Source organism: Micromonospora sp. NPDC049274, from assembly GCF_040678875.1.
GTDB lineage: Bacteria > Actinomycetota > Actinomycetes > Mycobacteriales > Micromonosporaceae > Micromonospora.
The window spans coordinates 46,169-67,315 of the sequence record NZ_JBFAQS010000012.1 but is presented as its reverse complement, the minus strand read 5'-3'; the positions used below and the strand labels follow the sequence as shown (position 1 = coordinate 67,315).

The 21,147-nt window shown below is 68.2% G+C and carries 12 protein-coding genes and 1 CRISPR repeat array; of the genes, 2 read left to right on the top strand and 10 right to left on the bottom strand.

Annotated elements, in window-relative coordinates:
• Window position 1: 1 nt before the first annotated feature.
• A complete protein-coding gene (gene cas3 / locus AB0K10_RS22295; RefSeq protein ID WP_363686295.1) occupies window positions 2-2,845 on the bottom strand; it encodes a CRISPR-associated helicase Cas3' in 2,844 nt (947 codons plus the stop codon).
• Entirely contained in the window at window positions 2,842-4,947 is a 2,106-nt protein-coding gene (locus AB0K10_RS22290; protein WP_363686293.1) for a UvrD-helicase domain-containing protein, read from the bottom strand. Before AB0K10_RS22290 ends, cas3 begins: the two co-directional genes overlap by 4 nt.
• A 215-nt stretch (window positions 4,948-5,162) precedes the next feature.
• On the opposite strand from AB0K10_RS22290, the gene AB0K10_RS22285 reads away from it, so the two are divergent.
• A complete protein-coding gene (locus tag AB0K10_RS22285) occupies window positions 5,163-6,461 on the top strand; it encodes a serine/threonine-protein kinase (RefSeq protein WP_363686291.1) in 1,299 nt (432 codons plus the stop codon).
• Here AB0K10_RS22285 and AB0K10_RS22280 read toward each other — a convergent pair.
• Complete coding sequence (locus AB0K10_RS22280; RefSeq protein WP_363686289.1) at window positions 6,400-6,936, bottom strand: hypothetical protein; 537 nt, start codon at window positions 6,934-6,936, stop codon at window positions 6,400-6,402. The genes AB0K10_RS22285 and AB0K10_RS22280 overlap by 62 nt on opposite strands.
• 220 nt (window positions 6,937-7,156) lie before the next feature.
• Window positions 7,157-7,327 (bottom strand): hypothetical protein, encoded by a 171-nt coding sequence (locus AB0K10_RS22275; protein ID WP_363686287.1) that lies wholly within the window; start codon window positions 7,325-7,327, stop codon window positions 7,157-7,159.
• 94 nt (window positions 7,328-7,421) lie between these two features.
• Between AB0K10_RS22275 and AB0K10_RS22270 the strand changes: the two genes are divergently transcribed.
• Entirely contained in the window at window positions 7,422-9,518 is a 2,097-nt protein-coding gene (locus AB0K10_RS22270; RefSeq protein ID WP_363686285.1) for an N-6 DNA methylase, read from the top strand.
• Between the two features lie 277 nt (window positions 9,519-9,795).
• Window positions 9,796-12,147: direct repeats of the CRISPR family, unit length 28 nt; unit sequence CTGCTCCCCGCGCACGCGGGGGTGATCC.
• A 1,000-nt stretch (window positions 12,148-13,147) separates the two neighbouring features.
• On the opposite strand, the gene AB0K10_RS22265 is transcribed toward AB0K10_RS22270, so the two are convergent.
• The 6 genes from AB0K10_RS22265 to AB0K10_RS22240 form a co-directional block, all read right to left on the bottom strand.
• Window positions 13,148-13,915, bottom strand: coding sequence for a thiopeptide-type bacteriocin biosynthesis protein (locus tag AB0K10_RS22265; RefSeq protein ID WP_363686283.1), 768 nt, complete (start codon window positions 13,913-13,915; stop codon window positions 13,148-13,150).
• A 27-nt stretch (window positions 13,916-13,942) separates the two neighbouring features.
• Window positions 13,943-15,019 carry a lanthionine synthetase C family protein gene (locus tag AB0K10_RS22260; protein ID WP_363686281.1) on the bottom strand — a complete coding sequence of 359 codons (1,077 nt, stop codon included), beginning with the start codon at window positions 15,017-15,019 and terminating at the stop codon, window positions 13,943-13,945.
• Window positions 15,016-17,790 (bottom strand): lantibiotic dehydratase, encoded by a 2,775-nt coding sequence (locus tag AB0K10_RS22255; protein WP_363686279.1) that lies wholly within the window; start codon window positions 17,788-17,790, stop codon window positions 15,016-15,018. Before AB0K10_RS22255 ends, AB0K10_RS22260 begins: the two co-directional genes overlap by 4 nt.
• A gap of 84 nt (window positions 17,791-17,874) precedes the next feature.
• Window positions 17,875-18,033, bottom strand: a complete 159-nt coding sequence (locus AB0K10_RS22250) for an FxLD family lanthipeptide (protein WP_363686277.1) — start codon at window positions 18,031-18,033, stop codon at window positions 17,875-17,877.
• On the bottom strand, window positions 18,033-19,286 hold the full coding sequence (fxlM, locus tag AB0K10_RS22245; protein ID WP_363686275.1) for a methyltransferase, FxLD system: 1,254 nt from the start codon (window positions 19,284-19,286) through the stop codon (window positions 18,033-18,035). Before fxlM ends, AB0K10_RS22250 begins: the two co-directional genes overlap by 1 nt.
• An 805-nt stretch (window positions 19,287-20,091) precedes the next feature.
• Window positions 20,092-21,147, bottom strand: a 1,056-nt coding sequence (locus AB0K10_RS22240; protein WP_363686273.1) for a tetratricopeptide repeat protein, incomplete at its 5' end; no start/stop codon positions are given.

Genomic DNA, 21,147 nt, shown 5'->3' with positions numbered 1-21,147 from the left:
TCTAGGCATCGGCGCGTTCGACACGCAGCCCGTCCTCCGGGTCGTATTGCAGGTTGAAGCCAGCGACCGTGGCTGTCCCGTCCGCGTTCAGGACCAGCACGAGTTCACCTGCCAGCCAGTGACTGTCCTGCCAGGCGCTGACGTCGGTGCGCCGTTCCAACTCGGCGATGACCTCATCGATCACGTCCGGGGCGGTCATGGCCCGAGGCAGCGGCAGGGTGCAGCGCGCGATCAACCGGGGCAGTGGCCAGCGCGGGGCGCCCGTGGTCGGTATCGGCACTGCTCCGCCATCGATCCAAGGGGGCAAGACCAAACTGTCCGGCGTCCGTACCAGCAGCAGGACCTCGAGAGTCTCGCCGTCGGTGTCGCGGACGTAGCCTTGCGCTGCGCGGTCGTCGGCACCTGCGACGCCGCCGGAGAGCCAGCTGATCAGGGGCACCCCCGGCTCGCCCACGCTGGCGAGGCGGAAGCCATCCGCCTTCATCTCCTTGGCGGCGATCTCGTCTCGCTGCTTCGCTTCTGCCTCAGCCATCGCCGGTTGCCACGACGGTGGTCCGACTAGCTCGCTACCGTAAGCGGACTGGGTGAGTGGCGCGATATCCGATGGGATTCGTAGCGGGGCGCCGTCCAGGTGTGGCAGCAGCACTGCGGCGCTGCGCAGGAGCATCGCCAGTTGGTAGACGCGACGCGAGCCGACGACCGGCTGCGGCGGTTCGGTGCTCCAATCCGCACCAGTAACCCAGCACTCCGGTGTGCCGAGCCGAGCAGGGCGACCGTCGCGGGGGTGGCGGTGTAGCCGGCCGATGCGCTGCAGCACCAGGTCGATCGGGGCCAGGTCGGTGACGAGCAGGTCGAAGTCGATGTCAAGGGACTGCTCGGCAACCTGGCTCGCCACCACTACGTGACGGTGGGGGCGGTTTCTGTTGCCCGGCGGCCCGAAGGTGTCGCGCAGCCAGCGATCTTTTGCGGCGCGGTCGACGGCCATGAACCGGGAATGCGCGACCGATACAGGTGTCTCTGGCCCGAGCACCGCCCGAAGTGCAGTCGCGGTCTCCTGGACTCGTGCCACGGTATTGCGGACCACGAGCACGCAACCCCCGTCGGTCAGCCGTTCCCGCAACAGCTCCCCCAACGCAGGAAGATCGTCGTCGAGACGACGCAATTTCACTTCGACGCCGCGCCCGGAGTCGGAGCAGCTGGTGGCTACGGCACCCCGGTCGGTACTGGAGACCGCGACCAGGGGATATCGCAGGTCGGTTCGGAGGGCGGCGTATGGGTCAACCTTCCTCTTGCCGCGGTCGCGCCAGGTGAGTGCGGGCAAGGGTCCGAGGCGGCCGTTGTCGTACGCCGCCATGAGCTCGGCCCGCCGGTGGGCCGGAAGTGTCGCGGAGAGGACGACGACCGGGGCGCCGTACGCGCCCAGCCACTCCAGCGCCCGGTCCAGGAATCGCCCCATGAAGACGTCGTAAGCGTGCGCCTCGTCGATGACCACGACCTTGCCGGCGAGACCAAGGTGGCGTAGCACCAGGTGTTTGCTGCGCAGCGCCGCGAAGAGCAGCTGGTCGATGGTGCCCACCACGAAGCTGGACAGCAGGGTCCGTTTCGATCCAGCGAGCCAACGGTGTACGCCGATGGCCGCGCCGCCGGTGTCCTCGGCGATGCCGCTCGGAAGGGACGTCAGCCGCAGCCGGTCGTACTCGGGGTTGAGGGCCGCCTTGCCGTGCGCCAGCCGTACGTCGCGGTCACCTCGACCGACCTGGGCATCGGGTAGCCGGCGCAGCCAGGAGAGCATCCGGGCGAACATGGCATCGCTGGTAGCGCGGGTAGGCAGGGCAAGGTAGCAGCCGGCTGCGCCGGTACGTCGCGCCAAGATCTCGACCGCCGCCAGCGCTGCCTCTGTCTTGCCCTCCCCCATCGCCGCCTCGACGATCATCATCCCGGGTGCAGGCATGGACGAGGCCAGTTCGGCGACCGTGCGCTGGACCGGGCGGGGCGCCGCGCCGGCGGGTAGCTCGAATCGCGCGTCGAACAGCTCGTCAACACTCGCTGGCGCTGCGGCCGGCAGCCACGGCACGGGCAGGTCCAGCAACTCCCAACCGGCCGTGAGTCGGTCGTCATCCGCACTGGCCAGAACGTATGGGAAGAGTTCCTCGTTGCTCGCGATCCAGTCGGCGATGATGACCAGGCCGGTGAGGGCAGCCTGCACGGGCTGCGACAGCGGCACGCTACTCCAGGCGACAAGCCGGCCTGCTGCACCAGACCGCTCGGCCATCCAGGTCAGGATCTCGTCCTGCACCTGCTGCCATGCCTGATCACCGAGCAGGTATGGGCGTACCTGCGCGTCACGAAGGCCCTCATCGGTCGGCGGGGTGCCGTGGTGGCCACCGACGACGACTGCGTACGGGTGCGGATCCATCCAGTCGCGCTGCTGGAGCCAGTCGGCCAAAATGAGGTGGCCAACGGTGGCGTGGGGGGCGTACTTGCGATCGGCACGAATCAGGTCCCGGTCGTATCCGAGCCCATGGTCACGCATCCGCTCGGCCAACGCGTACGCCTGGCAGGCGAAGGCCGGGGTGGCCTTGCCGATGTCGTGTACCCCGGCGATCCAGACGGCCAAGGTGCGGGCGTCTGCGTCGCCGCCGGGCAGTTCGTCGGCGATACATCGACGAACCGCCGGGCTCAACCAGTGATCCCACAGCCGTCCGGCTACGTCGGCAGTGTCAGCCAAGTGGCGCCACAGTGGCAGCCACCCGACCGGCGAGATACCCGTACGGTCGGTCTTACCCCAGGCGGACCGAGCCGCGTCTCCGAGCTTCGGAGTTACGACATCGGTGCGGGTGCTCATCGGACCGCCGGCAGCAGGGCGCTGGGTGTGCCGCTGTGCGATAGGTAGAGCACGTCACGAGCGCGGGTCAGCGCGACGAACAGGAGGCACCGCTCTCGCTGCAGATCCTGCTTGTGACCGTGCGGATCTTCCGTCGCCGCTGTCAACGCATGTGGTGCCGGCAGCACCCCTGCATCCAGCCCGACAACGGCAAGGCATTGGAATTCCAAGCCTTTCATGCGATGCATGGTGGCGACATGCACCCCGTCGACGCCTCGTTGGTCGTCGGCGACGGGGATGTGGGCGTTGCTCAAGGTCTTGCTGATGGCCTTGACGAGCTGCCCCGTGCGGACGGCTACGCCGATCGCGTGCGGCTCTACGTCCTGCTCCAGCCAGGTCCCGACTCGCTCGATGAGCGCTTCGAACTCGCTGTCGCGGTCGTCGCAGGCTACGACCTTTGGTACGCCGCCGCGCGTCAGCGAGCGGTAGCCCTGCAGCGTGTCGCCCTCACCGTCTAGACCGACGGCGGCGTCGCCACTCAGGACCTTCACTGATAGGTCCAGAATTTCGTGGGTCGTGCGGTAGTTGACAGTGAGCCGGCGGGTTCGGCCACGCACTTCGATGCCGAGCTGCGCGAGTGACACGTGGTTGTCGTAGATGCGCTGGTACGGATCTGCGAGCAGGAACATGTCGTTCGGTCCGGGCGCGACGAGTGCGCGCAGCAAGCGCCACTGCGCGGGGTGGAGATCCTGCCCTTCGTCAACGATGACGTGTCGGTACGGGGGCGGGGCCTGCCGCGCGATCGTGGCCGCGTCGTCAGCGAGCTGGGTGTGCGTGCTCATCCGCCGCTTCGTCAGGTCCTGCCTTACCGCTTCGATCGCGCTCCACACCTGCTCGCGTTGGCTCGCGCGGAGCCCTTCGCCGCGGCCCTTGCGTGGGGCGTCGCGGTAGGCCTCAAGGGTGGTCAACTGCTGGGCCAGCACCACCTGCTCCCACTCTCGCCTGAGGAAGGCGGCGCTGAAGGTCCTGACTTGGCCGGTCCGACTCAGGTAGGTGGGACCAGCCTTCGCTGTCGCTTCCCACAATCGATCCGTGACTTCGCCGTCGGCGACCGTGATCTTCCGGCCGCTTCGAGCAGCAATCTCGTAAGCCAGCTTGTCGACACTGACCACATCGATACGCGCCCGGACCGTTGGATCGGCGGTGAGTCGGTACAGCTGCCTGCCTAAGGAGTCCGCGAGCGCGCGGGTAAACGTGGTCGGCAGCACCCTGCCGCCGCCCTCGGGCAAACGCTCGGCGAGAAAGACCGCCCGATGCAGGCCGGTGACTGTCTTGCCGGTCCCGGCACTGCCGGTGACCAGGGCGGGACCACTGTAGGTCTCCCGGTAGGCCACGTCGCGTTGGGTCGGGTGCAGGAACGTCCGCCAGACATCGAAGGGGTGGGCGAGAATGGCGGCCAGCTCCACCGGCCCAGAGACGAAGGCGATCCGCTCCGGAGTGCGATGCGCTGCGGCCAGGAGATCATCAGTGTCCACGCCCGACACGATCCGGTCAGCGAGCTCCGCCCACACCTCTGTCACGGTCAGGCCACTGGCCAGCCCACGCAGGACGTCGAGCTGCACGTCAGGCAAGCGCCCGCCAAGACTCTCTAGCTGCTGGTCGGTGGCGATGATGCGCAGCAGTGGTACCAAATCTTCGTCCACGCCGAGTCGGAGAAAATCGGCGGAGGAGACGCGGTCGAACAGTCCGCCACCGGGCGATGCCGACGGTTCAGCCCGGCTGAACTCCTCAATACCTACCTGGTCCCGCATCTCCAACACGCCGAGTGCCTGGTTGACGGTGAATCGGCGACTCACCGCGAAGGCGATGGCATCGTCGTGCGGCAGGACGTTGAGCAGAGCGTATTTCTGTTCGCCAAGGGCAAGCACAACACCTCGGTAGAACTGGTCGATGCGGATGGTGCGGATGTTCGGGTCTCGTGCGCCGGTCAGCTTCTCCAAGTGCAGGCCAGCATGGGTGTGCTCGGCGAACCTACTGATGGCCGAGAGCACGGCGTGTTGCACCCGCCGCTGCAGCCTGGCGTAGGCGGGAAGGAAACCCCGCTCGATGGCCAACTCAGCCACACCACTCACCTTCCTCGTTGCCCCGGTTCGACCCGAGCGGCACCAACCACGGCATCACCGTGTGCGCCCAGGGCTAGTGCAGTCGCAGGCCCAGTAGAGCACCTTGTGAACACAGCTTGCAAGAGTTTTGTCGTTCCTAATATTCACCAGATCGGTCCGCGACTGGCCGCGTTGGTGTCCAAGGGGAGGACGCCAGGCCCGATATGCTGGGCCTCGTGGCGGCGGGCGCGATCCTCAAGGACCGGTACAGGCTGGGTCGGTTCCCGCTGGCGCACAAGGGAATGGGCGAGGTTTGGGTAGGACAGGACACCCTGCTCGATCGTCCGGTGATCGTGAAGTTCGTCAACGCCGCCACGCCGAACATCGACGTGGTACGACGATTCCGCCGTGAGGTCCTGCTAACCGCCCGCCTCGATCACCCCGGCGTGCCCGCCATCTACGACGTTGGCGAGCAAGACGGCCGCCCGTACGCCATCCTGCAGCAGATCCACGGAATCGCTCTGAATGATCTCGTTGCAGAGCAAGGTCCACTCTCGATCGGTTGGGTGGCTGCCATCGGGGCTCAGATCAGCTGCGTCCTGCTCGCTGCTCGACAGATCGGCCTGGTGCACAGGGACATCAAGCCGAGCAACGTCATGCTGGACAAGAGCGGGGCCGTAAAGGTGCTCGACTTCGGACTGGCTACCATGCCTGATGACGACCGCTACTCGCGGATCACCCAGAGCGATCAGAGTCTCGGCACGGTGGGCTACATGGCGCCCGAACAGATCCTCGGCGAGCCCACCGACCACCGCACCGACCTGTACGGCCTCGGAGCCACTCTCTTCGACCTGCTCACCGCACACCCACCATTCGATGGGGTCACCACCACAACCACGTTGCGACATCAGCTGGACGACCTACCTCCTCGCCCGACCCACATGCGGTCGGAGACCCCCGCCGTACTCGATGACCTGGTCTACGCGTTGCTGGCGACCCGTCCGCAGGACCGACCAGCCACGGCCACCGAGGTCTACGCGGTACTGGCTCCACTCGCCCAGGACCTGGTGCCGATTCCGGGGTTGCTTGACGACCCCTCCGGGGCCGTACGGGCCTATGCCGCGATAGTCGGGCGAGCACCAGTCCAGTCTCGGCTCCTGGCGGCGGCGCCGTCTGAGCAGACCGAGCTCGACGTTGAACGGACCGCCGAGCAGGCGAATCAGTTGCTCGCCGCTGGTGAGTTCCGTGCTGCCGCACGACAGTGGCGGCGGCTCGCCGAACATCAGACAGAGCGGCGGGGCGCCGATGATCCTCTGGTCTTCGAGTTCCGACTGCGTGCGGCCCGCGCGCACGTACCACTTGGCGAGCACGACCGCGCCTTACGCCAGCTCAACCTGCTGCTTCAGGACCGCATCCACGCGGACGGACCCGGGCACGCCGCTGTGCTGGACCTCCAGCAGGAGATTGAACAACTCAGCAAGCAACAGCCCGCTCCCCGACAGTCTTCGCGACGCGAGGCAAAGTCGGATCGCTAAACCCCCGAGGTAGTAGTGCCGCCTTCTGCTCGGGAAAACGGGCACCGCGGTAGTGGAAGTTCAGGGCGCAGTTCTGCCCACGCGTTTCGGTGGTCAAGGCGCGTCGAGCCAGGCGCGAGTACATGTTGCCGTGCTTCAACCATGCCGCCTCCTCGCCGTGTCGGTCGAAGCCGCGACCGCTCGCGGCATGACCGAAGACATCGTGGACCGCACGGAACATGTCGTTTTCGCTGTCACTGAGGTACGGGTGCGGGTTGCTACTGGCCGCGCTGGCCCAGACCTTCAACCGGCGATGCCACACGTCTTCGACCATCGATCCGACGTCCGTGTACGGGTCCTCGTCAACGATCCGCACCGACAGACCGAGACCACCGAAATCGGCCCGGCCCACTAGGAAGTGGTACTGCTGCACGGTCTCCCGACAAAACGCGGCGTACGAAGCGTAGGCGCGCACATCCCGGACGGGCGCGGCCATGTACGCCTCCGCAATTGCCACGCCGACGACCGGGTCAAGGCGCACTCGCTCGTACGCATTCGGGAGAGTGGTATCCGCGGAACCAGAGCAATACTGCCGTGCACCGTCGTGCACGTAGGTAACCGGCGGAAAGGTCGGGGACGGGGTAGTCAGCAGCGCGGGCGCGAGCAAGGGTGTTCATGGTCCTCCTTCGATAGTCGGGGTGGCGGGTCAGATCAGGTCAGCGAGCGTCCACGCCCACTTGCGTTTCACGCACCTTCGGGCTCTGGCTGGGCTTCGTGTGCTGCTCGCCGCGCAGCATCTCGCCGAGCACACGGATCTCCGACGCTCGACGGTTCTGGTACAGCTTCGCGAACTTTCCGATGGTGGTGCTGTGCCCACGACGCGGCATGGAGCCCTCCAGGGTGAGTCGTGAATCGAGCCATTGACAAGGTAGCGCCTGTGAACACGATGCACAACGCCCATGCCGATGGTAGCGTTCACGCGTGACTCAAGAGCCGAGGACGGCCCCCAGCGACGCCACTCTGACCGCCAGCGGCATCGCACGGCTGGCCAACGTCGGCCGGGCTGCGGTGAGTAATTGGCGTCGCCGCTACGCCGACTTCCCAGTACCCGTGGGCGGCACTCCGACCAGCCCATCCTTTGACGCACGTGAGGTTGAGAGCTGGCTCCGTCGACACGGCCGGCTACATGAGGCCGGCGCTGAGCAGTGGGCCTGGCGACACATCGAGAGCTACCAGCCTGCTGCGCGGATCAGTGATGCGCTCAGCATCGCCGGCGCCTACCTGCTCATCCGCTCCGATCGACCCGAGGCCGCGGCCGACAGCCTGCCTACACCCCGGAAACTCCTCACGCACCTGCGCGCGATCGACTCCGACCTGGCCGACCTAGTCGACGATGTGCTGCCAAAGCAATGGACACCGCAGCTCACCACGCTGTTGAGCGCCGTCGACCAACTCAGCCAAGAAGGCGAGCCGGAGGCCGCCTTCGAATATCTGCACAGCCAATACGTCGCCTCGGCTCACTCGCTGTCTGGTCTCGCTGGCACACCAGACGGCGTCGCTGACGTGCTGCTGAACCTCGCCGGCGCCGGAGCCAGCACGTTCGACTTCACCAGCGGCACCGGATCAATCCTGCGGATGGCCGCCGACCGGGCACTGCTGGACGCCGCCGTCACCCGGTGCTACGCACAGGAGATCAACCCTCAGTACGCCCTGATCACGCTGCTACGGCTCTGGTTCGTACACCTGCGCGCAAAACGCTCCGGACACGCAGCACATCCGCCCGTCGTCCACATCGGCGACAGCCTGCTCGCCGACGCCATGCCCGACCTACGGGCCGACGTCGTCGTGGCTAACTTCCCGTTCGGCATCCACGATTGGGGCCACGATCGCCTGGCCTACGACCCCCGCTGGACCTACGGCCTGCCACCGCGCACCGAGCCCGAACTCGCCTGGGTGCAGCATGCCCTGGCTCACCTCTCCCCCACCGGTACCGCCGTTGTTCTCATGCCCCCGGCAGCCGCTCTGCGCCCAGCTGGCCGTCGTGTCCGCGCTGAACTCGTCCGCCACGGAGCGCTCCAAGCGGTCATCGCGCTACCCGCCGGCCTAATGCCACCGACCGGCATCGGACTGCACATCTGGGTGCTCAGACTGCCCGACCTGGGCCAGCCACAGGCTGGAGCCCTACTCGTTGTCGATACCACGACCGCGCCAACCACTGGGGCGATCGCCGACGTCGCAGGGACCGCCTGGCGCGCCTATCTGTCTGACCATTACGCCGAAGAGCCCGGCGTCCACCGCGCCGTACCCGCAATCGAGGTGCTCGATGACCAGGTCGACCTCACACCACAGCGCTACCTGCCACGATCCAATGAACTCGCCACCAATCCGGCAGAGATCATCGCCAGGATCAGCGACTTCGGCCGACTACTTGAACAGGTACGACTCAGCCTGCCAGCGGTGCAAGAGATCGACGCAGCAGCACTCGGACTGGCCCCCCAGGCTGACATCGCTGACCTGATTCGGTCGGGCAGCATGTCCATACAACGCGCGGTTTCCCGTAGTCGATCAACCCACACCCTCGACAGCGGCCTGGTGCTGACTGGAGCCGACGTTCTGGCCGGCGACCCGGCCACCGGCACTGCGGCCCGGGCCCCCGGCGACAGCGCCGGACCGGAAGTACAAGCCGGCGACATCCTCGTCCCAGTCATCGGACGCAAAATCAGCGCCCGAGTAGCCACCCCAGAACAAGTTGGTTCCGAGCTCGGAACCGGCGTACAGCTGCTTCGCGTCGACTCGTCCCGATTCGATCCTTGGTTTGTAGCTGGCGTCATCTCCCGCACAGACAACCTGCGTCTCGCCGGTCGCTCGTCCAGCACCGGCAGCGGAGCCCTGCGCATCGACATTAAGCGGCTCGCCATCCCGGTACTGCCAGTAGACCGGCAGCAAGCGTACGGGCGCGCCTTTCGCCAGCTTGTTGAGTTTCGGACCCGACTCGATCGAGCCGCAGAGACCGGGGCTGCGCTGGCCCGCGAGATCGGCGACAGCCTAACCGTCGGCGCCCTCGGCCCCCCGTCCTGATCAGACGGTCTCCATACGGCCCAGGCGTCCGGGGTCTCAGCCACGGATCTCACCACCGCTTGATAGACGCTGGCGGGTGGTCTCACCTCCTCCCGGCCCCTCAAGGCAGCCTTGAGCGTTGCTTAGTCGGTTACTGGAGTCTCAGCGACTACGCTGCAGCAGGGGTCGTTAGCCTCGAGATAATTACTCGCTGGACCTGCGACTGCGTGCGACGATCTTGCGAACCCTAGTGAATAAAAACAGCGGAGTCGATCTATAACGCCGCAGGTCAAGAAGTCTGCTCCCCGCGCACGCGGGGGTGATCCAGAACAGCAACTCGTGATCCGGGAGCGGATCGTCTGCTCCCCGCGCACGCGGGGGTGATCCGGCGAGCACGCGCTGCTGCGCCGGGTTTTGTCACTGCTCCCCGCGCACGCGGGGGTGATCCCTGGGCAACGTGTGGCCGAAATACCTGGCCGCCCTGCTCCCCGCGCACGCGGGGGTGATCCGCTGGCGGCCGCGACCAGCCAGGACCCGGGCACCTGCTCCCCGCGCACGCGGGGGTGATCCCCCGGACGGCGGGTGGGGGCTGCCCGCCCCGTACTGCTCCCCGCGCACGCGGGGGTGATCCCCTCAGCCACAGGTCCTCATCGCCGCGCAGGATCTGCTCCCCGCGCACGCGGGGGTGATCCCTGCGCGCACTGTCCGACACCGAAAAGGAAAGCCTGCTCCCCGCGCACGCGGGGGTGATCCCTCAATGCGTTCGTCGCACTCGGTGCGGCAACCCTGCTCCCCGCGCACGCGGGGGTGATCCCTCAACCGATTCGTAGATCTGGCTGGCCTCGAACTGCTCCCCGCGCACGCGGGGGTGATCCCATGCCCTGCCGGTCCGCCACGGTGCCGCCGGACTGCTCCCCGCGCACGCGGGGGTGATCCCTTGATCTCCTGGCCCTTGCCCATGAGGTCCGCCTGCTCCCCGCGCACGCGGGGGTGATCCGGCGGAGACGCTGCAGGGCCGGGCGCGGGCCTGCCTGCTCCCCGCGCACGCGGGGGTGATCCTGCCCACCCCGCACAACCATCCGCACGGCCTGACTGCTCCCCGCGCACGCGGGGGTGATCCTTCGCCGCCCTGCTTGTCGACGATGCTGCGGGTCTGCTCCCCGCACACGCGGGGGTGATCCCACACGGGGGCCCGCGTTGACCACCGCCCGCAGCTGCTCCCCGCGCACGCGGGGGTGATCCAGAGTGGGCCGGCTGGGCGCTCAAGAAAGGTTCCTGCTCCCCGCGCACGCGGGGGTGATCCAGCGGCGATGGAGCTCGGGTTGAAGGCTGTCCCCTGCTCCCCGCGCACGCGGGGGTGATCCCCTCGCTGGAGGCGGCGGGAAGCCGTGGCGCCTCTGCTCCCCGCGCATGCGGGGGTGATCCTCCGAAGCACTCGATCCTGCCGTACAAACAAGGGCTGCTCCCCGCGCACGCGGGGGTGATCCCTCCTGCCACAGCGAAGCCCGGTAGACCGTGGCCTGCTCCCCGCGCACGCGGGGGTGATCCCTCCCCTTCCCACGAACCAGAAAGAGAGATCGACTGCTCCCCGCGCACGCGGGGGTGATCCCCAGATGTCGACCGAGGCGAAGGCCAAGAAGATCTGCTCCCCGCGCACGCGGGGGTGATCCCACGGCCAGGCAGGTCACGCCGAGCGCGAGACGCTGCTCCCCGCGCATGCGGGGGGTGATCCCACGTCTCCACCGGCGGAACCATGGACAAGGTTCTGCTCCCCGCGCACGCGGGGGTGATCCCGACCGGTTGGACACGAAGACGTCCGCGCAGGTCTGCTCCCCGCGCACGCGGGGGTGATCCGTTCGACCCGGCCACGGCGCGGCCGGCGACGACCTGCTCCCCGCGCACGCGGGGGTGATCCGTTCGACCCGGCCACGGCGCGGCCGGCGACGACCTGCTCCCCGCGCACGCGGGGGTGATCCCAGGGCCAGAATGCGGTGGCTCATTCCCCACCCCTGCTCCCCGCGCACGCGGGGGTGATCCCTTGAAGACTGCCGAGATTACCTCAGTTCTCTACTGCTCCCCGCGCACGCGGGGGTGATCCGAAGGTGCCACCAGCGAACTCGGACGGCTTGGCCTGCTCCCCGCGCACGCGGGGGTGATCCGGCCGTGGGAGGAATGGTCAAATGAGCGCAGGACTGCTCCCCGCGCACGCGGGGGGATCCCACCGGCCACATGGTCGAGGCCGATCAACGGTTCTGCTCCCCGCGCACGCGGGGGTGATCCCTTCGCGGGCTCGGGCACCCGGCCGTCGATGGCCTGCTCTCCGCGCACGCGGGGGTGATCCCAGCGCTGCGCGCTCGGTGGCGTCCATGTCGTCCTGCTCCCCGCGCACGCAGGGGTGATCCCCGTGCCGATCGGCCGGACGCTGGCTCCTTCGCTGCTCCCCGCGCACGCGGGGGGTGGTCCGCCGGGACTCGACCCGGAGCACGCTCGGCCGATTTGCTCCCCGCGCACGCGGGGGTGATCCTCGGCCCGGCACCACTCATCTCGGCGACGGCTGCTGTTCCCCGCGCACGCACGCGGGGGTGATCCACGGGTCTACGACGTGTCGCGGGTCCGCTGCAACTGCTCCCCGCGCATGCGGAGGTGATCCGTCAGCCGTTTTCGGCGCCTGGTGGAGCCGACCCGCTCCCGCGCACGCGGGGATGATCCTGCCTTGTAGCCCCAGATGCCGACGTCGACCCACTGCTCCTCGCGCACGCGGGGGTCATCCGAACTGCCCGGCCACCTCGGATGGCTCTCACCTCTGCTCCCGCGCCCGCGACGATCCCGCCCGTTCTATATCGGTGTCGGAACGCCGGCCTGTGCCTGCCGGAGGCGGAGCCATTTGCGGTACCGGCCCCTCCCCTCAGCGCGGCAACACGGTCCGCCATCGCGCAGGTCGAAGGTGTCGCCATCGGTTAGGCGTACCTGCAAGGAACTGCCCATAGGTTCGACGAGTCCTCTAAGTTCGATCCGTCGTTCGCGTTGACACCGTTGAATGACGAAGGCCGCGCTAAACAACCAGCCGCGCACGACGGGCCAGAAGCACCCAGCATCCTGTCTGCCATCGACCCGCCCTTTGGGGAGCAGGCCGGCGCCTGGCCCGCCACGGCCCGCGAACCCCGACGCCTCGTTCGTACGCTGGTGGGCCGGGCGGCGGCCTGCTCGGCTTGCCCGGGTCGATGGCGGACAGGATGTCCTAACCTGCAGCCACCCACTGAGCCGGCGGCCGCGGGCGGCCCCCAGCCATCCTGGAGCCGGAGCGCCCCCGCCGGAGGCGCTGTAGCCCCAGCCCGCGCGGCGACCGAAACGCCGGCACGAACGCCTGGTGGTCCTGGTTAGGGAAGAACATCCTCGAAAGTGTTACCGCAAGTCGCGGGTAGGCGCCTTGCTGGGGAGTCTTGGCGTCACGGCCGGTGCAGGCATCGGTGATGCCTGCACTCCGTGGGCCGGGCTGAGCACGGTGCATCCGGCGATCAAGTCACCGACGCTCTTCACTACCTGATTGGACGGGGATAACCCGCAAGCCCGACAGCAGGTCGCCACTGGGATTCACAGTCGAGCGACGCGAGCAGGGCGATCGCTAGCAGGATTGATCTGCGGCCGTCGCTTTAGGGGGATACGTCGTTGAAGATGGCTTCTTTGGCTGCCCGGGCGAGGGTGGCTTGGGCGCTCGCGCGGACTCCGAGGCGGTTCAGGTGGAAGATCACATGTAACGCGATGATGGCGCGGATTCCTCGTGTGAGCTCGCCCGACTCACGGAGGGCGCCCAGTGCCGTCCCGGTGACTGCGAAGGCGCTCAACCAGTCGCTCGCGATGCCGCCAGCGCGAGGTGAGCCGAGCAGGAGGCGACGGACGTCAGCGGTGAGATCGGTCCGCGCTTGGAGGTCCTGGGTGAATGCCGGGCTCGCCACTTCGCGACGCTGGTCAGCGATCTTGGCCCAGACGTCGCCTTGCTCGTTGATGTCGAGGCCGGCGGCGCGCATGAGCGCAGTACACAGGACAAGTGCGTGTTCCCGTCGGTCGTCGGGGTTGTCGCTGAGGTACTCCAACAGGTGTCGGCTGTCGTGATGGAACAGAGCGTGGGCGGCGCTCATGCTGGCGGCGCCGCCGAAGGCATGGATCTCTGGTTCGTAGATGTCGGTGGTCCAGTTGACGGTCTCGGTGAGCAGTAGGTGCAACTGGTCGCCGGAGGGCGTGGCTGGGAGATAGCGGATCCGCCACGGGCCCTTGCGGATGAACCACCACGAGGTGATGAGGCCCTCGGCCTCGGCGGCGGGTAGCACGCGGGAGAGGTGTTCAACAGCTTGCCTCTCCCGTTGTCTGGAGTCGGTGCCGGGGTAGGCGACGTTCACCTGCCTCCAGGAGTTCTGTTCCATGAGTGCCGTCCGGTCGATGTAGGCGGGTTAGCAGAGGAGCAGGCAGGCGTCCCACGAGGTCTTCGTGGTTCCGGTCGCGGCCAAGGCGGCGCCGGAATTCCCGTCGAGGAAGCCCCCGGGTTCGTCGGTCGCCTCTGGCGCCTGCTGGTGGAGCCGCTGCGGTGGCCCGAGGGGTATGGGTGTCAGGGCGTCGGCGGCGATGCGGCGTGCGGTCGTGAGGAGTCCGGCCGTTCCGTGGCACAGGCCGCGGTCGGTGAGTTGACGGATCTGGGCGGGGTCGTTCAGGCAGGCGACGATCGCGCTCTCGGCGAGGTGACGACGTCTGGTGTCGCCATGGGCAATCGCGGTGAGTTGCTGGGCGCGGGCGATGCCGGGGGTGCCGTAGCACCAGGACGGCCGGAGCGGCCCGCACTGGCTTGGGTCGCCGCGACGGAGGTCGTCGAGTGTGATGGTTTGTGGCCACCACGGTCCGGTATTGGTGTGGCGTTGCCAGGTGTCGAGCCACCGGCAGATGCGGCTGATTGCCTGGGCGTGTCCGTCGACGGTGATGCCATCGCGGAGGGTGAGCGCCAGGAGTGCGAGTGGGCCGGTGATGCCGTGGGCGATGCCGTGGTTGCTGTGGCCTCCGGCGGGTGCCGGCTCAGCGCGGTGGGGCCCGTGTGGGCACCACCAGCCGGGGAGCTCGCCGATGGGTTCGGTGAGTCGTACGAGATAGGTCAGCACCTCGCGGAGTAGGTCGAGGTCCCCGATGCGGCGCAGGACGACGCCGAGGCCGGTCAGACCGCGGATGAGGTCAAATTCGGAGTACGCGGGCTGTTGCCGTTGGTCGATCCGGCGGTGCGCGGCGTGCAGCCGGCGGCGGGTCACCGTGGCAGTCCCGGCGGCGGCGACGGCTCGGGCTCGGCGAAGTGCGGGTTGGTCGGACGCGGCGAGGACGAATGCGAGCGCAGGTACGCCGTAGTAGAGGCTGGCGTTGTCGGTAGCGCTGACACCGCCTGCGGTTGCCAGCTCGAGCGCGGCGTACGCCGCATTCCACCTGCCGGTTTCAAGGTGCCAGAGGGCGATGCCGACTGCCCCGTCGGCGAGGGACTGTCCTGCGGTCATGACGCACCGCGGATGAGGGTGCTGTGGGCGACGGCGCGGGCGAGGCGGAGACAATGCCGTTCGGATGCGAGGTCGACGCCGATCATGCGGGCGTGGTGTAGATGGAGCAGGTCGGCCAGCACTTGGTCCGGTTCGAGGCCGTCTCGGTCGACGAGGGTCCGGTACGCGGTCAGCGCCGCGGTGAGCGCCGCTGTCAGGTCGTCGTCGTGTTGGGGTCGGCGGGCGTGGCTGATCTGGGTGGGGTCCAGGCGTGGGCCGCTCCGGTGCGCGACGTGCTCGGCCATCCAGCGTGGGCCGTCGCCCGTGAAGCCGTGAGCGATGGTGATCATGCTGGCGGCGGTGGTGCCGTGCCGATCACCAGTGAGTTGCGCGAGGACAACGCGGGAGTCGGCGGCGAACACAGCTTCGGCTGCGGCGAGGGTGGACCCGGCGCCGTGGCGTGTCTCAGGCCGATAGGTGGCCAGGCCGTAGTCAGCCAGGAGGCCTTGCTCGTCGAGCCGCTCAGCCCATGCGGCAACGTCGCGGGCAACGTCGGCGAACTGGTTGGCGTTAACGAGTGGGATGCGCAGCCGCAGGTGGGGTTCCGGGTCGGGGTAGCGCAGGAACCACCAGTCGGTCGGTAACGCGTCGGGTCGATTAGCCAGGTCGGCGAGGATGTGCTCGGTTCGGCCAGTGAGGCGGGCGTCCAGCCAGAGCGATTTGCCGGGGCGGTGCTCCACAGCGCTGGCGGGCCGCGCCGGTCGAGGCGGCAGCTCGTCGTGCTGCGGGGTGCGGGTCAGTGTGAGCAGGAGTTCCGCGGGCCTGCCGTCGATCCAGCCGGCCGGTCCTGGTGCCTCGGTAAGTGTGGCGTGTCTGTGCCGGTCGAGGTGGCTACGCAGCAGCGCCAGGTGGGCGGTGTCGTCCAGGTCGAGGCGTAGTCCAGCGTCACCGCTGCCAAGGAGTACGTCTGCGGGTAGCCGGTGCTGTTCTCGCTGCCGCTGCCAGGCCGCCCGCCAATCGTTCCACGACGCGCGACGCCCGGGTAGTGCGGCCGCCGTGATGACCCAGCGGGCCGGGTGCAGAATCGACCGGCCTCGTCGTACGCGTGGCAGGAACGGCATGCTGCGGCAACGGCCCCAGTCGAACGGGACACACGGCGCCGTCCACGCGATGGGCATCTCCGTCAGGAACCGGATGAGCGGCTGCTGGAGCGTCGGTAGCAGCAGGCAGTTGAGCAGCATCGGCTCGACCGGCCGTCCTGTCGTGCGCGACACGAGCCAGAGCCGCTGACCGTCAGCTGTGACGGTCAGGTCTTCGAGCGTCCACTGCGGGTCGAGGTGGAAGTCGCCTACAGGTAGGACGGGCAGCTGCTTGGGAGCACGGGCGAGAGCGGCCAGCCGGCTACCCAGTGGAGGGCCGGAGATCTGTACCGCGTCCGCGCCGGGCAGGGTCGTCGGCAGATGGGTGTAGACGTCCGAGAACAGCGCGAGCTCCGACGGGTTGAGCAGATGCAAAAAGCGGCCCACTGCTGCTCCTGCGTGGCGGGCACCGCTGATGGCCGTCAGCGTGAAGTCGCCTCGGTCGAGGTCCCGGAGTGTAGCTGCGGCGAGAGTGAACTGAAGTTCGGTGTGTGGGACCGGAGGTCGATCGTCGTCGCCGCGCAGCTGGTCGATCAGCTTGGCGTCGAGCATCACTTCGGCACAGTCGTGCAGGGCCGCGCGCTGTGCCAGTTCCATGAGGACGGTTTCGCGGGCGGGCAGTCCCGCCGGATCGCGGCGCAGCGAGCCGCGGTAGCCGGCGGGAAAGCCCAGGACCCGCAGAACATCACGCAACGGCACGGCCGCGCCCGGACCCCAGCGTTCGATGAACGCGGAATGGTAGGCGACCCAGCCCGGTAAGCGCGGCGCCACGCTGACGAGCGCTGCTGCGGCTTCGCACGCCTCCCTGACCACGGCCGGCGGCAGCGTCACAGAGCAGTCGACGCGTAGGTCGACCTGGACACGCTCTCCGGGGTCGGGCAGGTCGATGTGCTGGCTGAGGTGGGCGGCGGGGTCAGTGGCGGTCACTGGAGGGCGGATCTCGGACACGAGGACGCCGGCGGCAACGAGTGCGGCCAAGAGCCGTTCGGTATTGGTGGCGCCGTCTGGCTGGTCGGTGTTCGTCAGATCGACCACTCGGGCCGTCAGGTCGGCGAACGCGATTGGCGAGGTGGCGAGTTGCACCGCCACACGTATCGGATCGGTGAGGTCGATTTCTACATCGCTGATCCGGTCACCGTCGCTGTGGCCGCAGGGCACCACCCACGTCCCGCCGCGCGAATACCCGAGCGGGTTGGTCGCGACCGTGACCGCGCGGAGCGCTCGCAGGTCTCGTTCCGCACGGGCTGTGTGATCGGCGATGAACCGGCCGTCGGGGCGCTTCACCTCCCTGTGGGCGGCACCCCAGCGGGCTGCCGCACGGGGTCCGACCTGCACGGGAGCGATTCCGGCGAATCGGCCGAACGGCGTCGCCCGTGTCGTCCACCTCAGGAGGTATCGAACTGTCGCCTCCACCGCTCGGCGCAGTCGCGGCCCGGTCACGGCTTCGTCGGTGAGTACGCGGGCGATCTGGTCGGTCAGCTGTGGCGCGGCGTGGGTAACGGCGGCGGCGAACCCTGGCAGTGCCCACGCCTGGTGTAGCCAATCTCGCCATTGTTCTGGCTGCTCGGTCGTCAGGTCGGGCCACGTTGGAAGGGTCAGATCGAAAGGGTAGGACGCTGCCCTGATCATCGCTGCGCCCGTCGCTTGGAACATCGCGTGCTCCTAGAACCGGCTACCTAAGAAAATTTGGGGCGGGGCCCGACCTCGTGGAGGCCGGGCCCCGCCACACGGCGGCTGTTAGCCGCCGGTGCAGGCGCTCGACCCGGTGTTACCGGAGCCGCAGCCGTCGTCGGTGGCAGTCGCGTACGCGCTCAGTGCCGGGCCGGCGTCGACCAGCCGGAGGTTGAGCTCGCCCTCCACGAATTCCTGGCCAACCTCGTACTCGTCGAGCTCCATCAGGGCTCCCTTCCATCAGTGGTGAAGGCCAGGACGATGCGGCTATGCCGCTTGTCCAAGGCCGTCCCGGCCGGCAAGTCGCCGTCGGGGGTCTGCGCGGGCAGAACGTGCAGCGCCGGCGCGGGACAGCCGGCGTTCACCCAGTCCCGCATGTGCTCGACCATTCGCCCCGCCGCAGCAGCTGCCGCGGAAGCGTCAGGGCCATGGGCGTACGCGCCCAGATCGAACGCGTCGCCGGTCCACCGCAGCTCCGACCGGTAGGCGAGGGTGCCGTCGTGCAGGACAGCGGGGGTCCCGAACCGCCACGACGGCGCGACCACGCCGGACGAGATGGCCGCGTCCTGTGCGGTCAGCACCACGAACTCCTGACCCGCGGCGGCGATGCGGGTCGCGAGCCACAGGTCCAGATCCGCCAGCACCGTGGGGGGAGGCAGGCTCACACCGGCCCACGCCTCCTGCCTGGGCGTAACGAGCAGCCCCTCAAGGCCCTGGGAGGCAAGGCTCTGTCCCTCATCGAGCCGCAGGTGGACCCCGTCGGCCACGTCGACGTACTGCACGTCGTACGCTCCGTCGCCCTGTACCGGCACGAACCCGCACTGACGCTCACTCACGCTGACCAGGCCGACACCGGCACGGCGTAGCGCCCACGATCGAGTCATCCCGAACGTGCGCAGCGGCACCACCAGGACACCGCTGTCGGTGAGCTGCTCGCACCACGCCGGCGGGATGTCCCACGCTCCGGCGGTGACGATGATCAGGTCGTAGCGACGGCCAGGATCGACCGGATGCTCGGCATCGGCGCACACGACCTTGACATCGTCGTAACCCGCAGCCTTGAGGCACGCGACTGCCCGATCCGTCACTTCAGAGTCGATGTCCACCGTGGTCACGGAACCGGCAGCGCCAACGAGTTCCCGCAGCAGCGAGGCGTTGTAGCCGCCGCTACCGATCTCCAGCACGTGGCGGCCCTTCAGACCGCCCAACGCGTCAGCCGCTTGGCCGAGCATCTCCGCGATGAGGAAGGGCGCCGACACCGAGCTGATGTTCTCTTCACCGCGCCGCTTCGTGATGACCGCCCTGTTCTCGTACGCCTCCTGAGGAGGAAGGCCCGGCGTGAACAGCTCTCGAGGTACTGTCCGCATCGCCGCCTCCACCTCAGGCCGCAAGGTCAAGCCCTTGTCGACATGATCATCAGCCAGTTGATCGACCATCGCCCGGCGCAGGCTCTCGCTGTCTATCGTTTCGACGCTCATGAACGTCCCCTCCGACGAATTCGAGCCGCCATGGCTCGCGGCGGCACAGTGCTTGCAACGAAGGACCTGCGCGGGAGCACCCGAGCCGGTCGCGCTTTCAGCCGATGGCCGAAAGGTGAGCGACCCAGGGAATCCCATAGTTCAGGCATCCGACGCCATCACTCCGTACGCCCAGACTCCCTCGGCGCGCAACGACCGGGAATGCCGACTTGCGGTCCGACCTTGAGTGCCGACCTTCGGTCCGACGTGACGCTGAGCTGCCTAAACCTTGTGGCACGAGATTCCCCCGCCGCCCTTCACAGTGCCGGGCCGAGCGCAGGCGTGTACGCGTCGGGGGCAGATGGTGAGCAGCGTGACGGTGGAGATTTGCAGATGTGGGTCTACCGAAACTGGCGATTCCTTGCACTCGCCTGCGCAGCCGGGTGCAGCCGCCGGCATTGCAGTGGTGGATCGACGGCGTTTGGGGGCCGTCTATCTTTGGCCAGGCCAGGAGTAATGCGTCAGCGAGGCGGTGGCCAACAGGGCGGTGGGGGTGACCACGACGCTGTCGCTGGCCACCCTGGCGGCGGCGCTGCTCGGGTAGGTCCGTCAGCCGGCTCGCCCAACAGCCATGGTGAGTCACGCCGACCATGGCGCTGGCGGCCAGGTCAGCAGCTCAGATCATCGTCTGATGATGCGGCGGGCGATCTCAATGCCGTACTGACCGTGAGAGTGCACGGACGGCTGGTGCGCCATGCCAGCGGCACTCCGTGCACCCGATCTTGGGCAGGTACCGCGTGTGGATATGACCAGTTGAGGGTTCCAGTTAAGCGGTGTCGGGCGCCGCCTCGTCGGCGCGTGGTGACCTGGGTGGTGTCAGTGTGGGGTGCTGATTGACGGCGCTTCTTTGTAGGGCGGTCAAGGTGTATGCCGCCGCCTCTCGGCGTGCGGTGAACGCCTGCGGTTCCGTGGCTGCAAGTTCGTCGAAGTACCCCACCCCCTCGGCGACTGCATCGAGGATCTGCTCCGACGTCTCTCCGAGAATGCGCGCTACGTAGCCGACGTTCCACAGGGACGTGGCGAGGTCGGGGAGGTAGGCGTCGCGGTTGCCGGCGGCCAGCTCGCGGTAGAGGTCGATGGCTTCCTGGCTGGCGGCCAGCGCCTTGTCCCTCCGGCCCGCCTGCGCCAACCGAAGAGCGTGGTTGTTCAGCGACGTGGCGAGGTCGGGGAGGTGGGCGTCGCGGTTGCCGGCGGCCAGCTCGCGGTAGAGGTCGACGGCTTCCTGGCTGGCGCCCAGCGCCTCAACACGGCGTCCCACCTGCGCCAACGTGGCCGCGTGGTTGTTTACAGACGTGGCGAGGTTGGGCAGGTAGGCGTCGCGGCTGCCGGCGGCCAACTCCCGCCGCAGGTCGACAGCTTCCTGGCTAGCGGCGAGCGCCTCGACACACCGGCCTGCCTGCGCCAACCGAACAGCGTGGTTGTTCACCGACGTCGCGAGGTCAGGGAGGTAGGCGTCGCGGCTGCCGGCGGCCAACTCGCGGTTGAGGTCGACGGCTTCCTGGCTGACGGCCAGCGCCTCGGCATGCCGGCCTGCCTGCGCCAACCGAAGAGCGTGGTTGTTCACCGACATGGCGAGGTCGGGGAGGTGGGCGTCGCGGCTGCCGGCGGCCAACTCGCGGTAGAGGTCGACGGCTTCCTGGCTGACGGCCAGCGCCTCAACACGCCGCCCTACCCCCGCCAATCGGTTCGCGTGGTTATTCACCGACATGGCGAGGTCAGGGAGGTAGGCGTCGCGGCTGCCGGCGGCCAACTCGCGGTAGAGGTCGACGGCTTCCTGGCTGACGGCCAGCGCCTCAACACGCCGCCCTACCCCCGCCAATCG